Source organism: Pseudomonas fluorescens, assembly GCF_001648775.1.
GTDB lineage: Bacteria > Pseudomonadota > Gammaproteobacteria > Pseudomonadales > Pseudomonadaceae > Aquipseudomonas > Aquipseudomonas fluorescens_M.
On the sequence record NZ_LVEJ01000056.1, the window covers coordinates 1 to 1,368 of the forward strand.

The 1,368-nt window shown below is 48.3% G+C and carries 1 protein-coding gene; it reads left to right on the top strand.

Annotated elements, in window-relative coordinates:
* The coding region (locus tag A8O26_RS30020) for a hypothetical protein (protein WP_081265278.1) at positions 1-1,183 on the top strand (1,183 nt) is incomplete at its 5' end.
* Positions 1,184-1,368 lie beyond the last annotated feature (185 nt).

Sequence of the window (1,368 nt, forward strand, 5' to 3'; positions counted from 1 at the left end):
ATGGGGCTCTCCCATTACGGCGGCGGCATGGTTGAAGAATTTCAAGGAACATGATTCCTTGCCAAAGAACCAATGTTCGTTAAGTACGGTTGTCGCTGCGCAATTCAAGGCCAGTCTGGAAGCACACACACTCATGGATGCAGCGTGGACGGCCAAGCCCACTGAAGTCCTGGTTGAAACCTGGGATGAAAGCAAGCCTGAGAAACTTCCAGTCGAGGCCGTGTTTTACGAGGCGTCGGCACCCGCCAAATTGGCGGACGCCCAGAAATTCCAACGGGAATACTATTTAGAAACGTCGCTGTATGTGCCAATCGTGAGACTGAACCTGGCGGCACCGGATGCCAATATATTCAGCTACTCCGCTTCTGAGCAGGTATTTGGTCAAGCGGCAGCCGAACGCCTGAACAATAAATATGCCAACGTGACAAACAACTGTGAAGGACGGGCTGCTTATTATTGTAGTGGTGTGATTATCAGGGTCACCGGAACCAGCCCTAAATACCATGCATGGGACCCGAGTCCAAATTCGATAGAAATGGGGGGCGTTTCGTTTTCCTATTTGCGAAAGGATTTGGGCATCGAAATTTTGGTATGGAGCGAAATTCAAGGATTTATTTTCAAGGATTTTGACACCGCCGAGAGATTGGGAAGTTATCCGACGCCTTTGTTATGTTCTTATCCTTCGGATGCCAATACATCCAGTCGACCAACCGAAAGAGGGTGTGGGCCGAATACGTTCTACCCACAAACCAGCCGTTCATGTCCAGAAGTGGGTGTGACGACATTGGCGCAATGGCAAGTTCATTATCGTTCGGTAGGTGGGTCGGGTTATTTCTCTCAGCGAAACAGAAATCAATGTGGATTTGCAGCTGATAAGGATCAGTTTGCATTAAGTCTACAAGCTCGGAATAACTTCGAGCGGCCTGTAGAAGAACGCCCGTACCATAACGAGGTCATGTTGAAAACTTGGCCGGAGGGCATACCCAAGCAACTGCCTATTGCTGCGTTTTTTTACCTGTATAAACAAACTCGTGCAGTGGGAGTGGAGGGCGCGAAATACGCGCAGCAAGATTATTTTAATGTGACAGGCGATTTGTTACCGGTCATACGAGTGACCCTGGTCGATGGCGCACCGACCGCATTCAGTTTTCATGAAAACGAGCAGTCGGAGATTTGGAAGTAGGCTTTCGTAATGCTTGATGGTTTTCTGGTTTTTTCGGGTGATGACACCTCTTCGCATCTCTGTTGTATTCTCGAGGGTGAAAGAAATGAAATGTCTATTATTTTTGCTCGCGTTATTTGTCGCGAAAGCCAGTGCCATGTCTGGTCCTGCGTTAGTGGCGGATCTAAATGCAAAATATCAAAGCA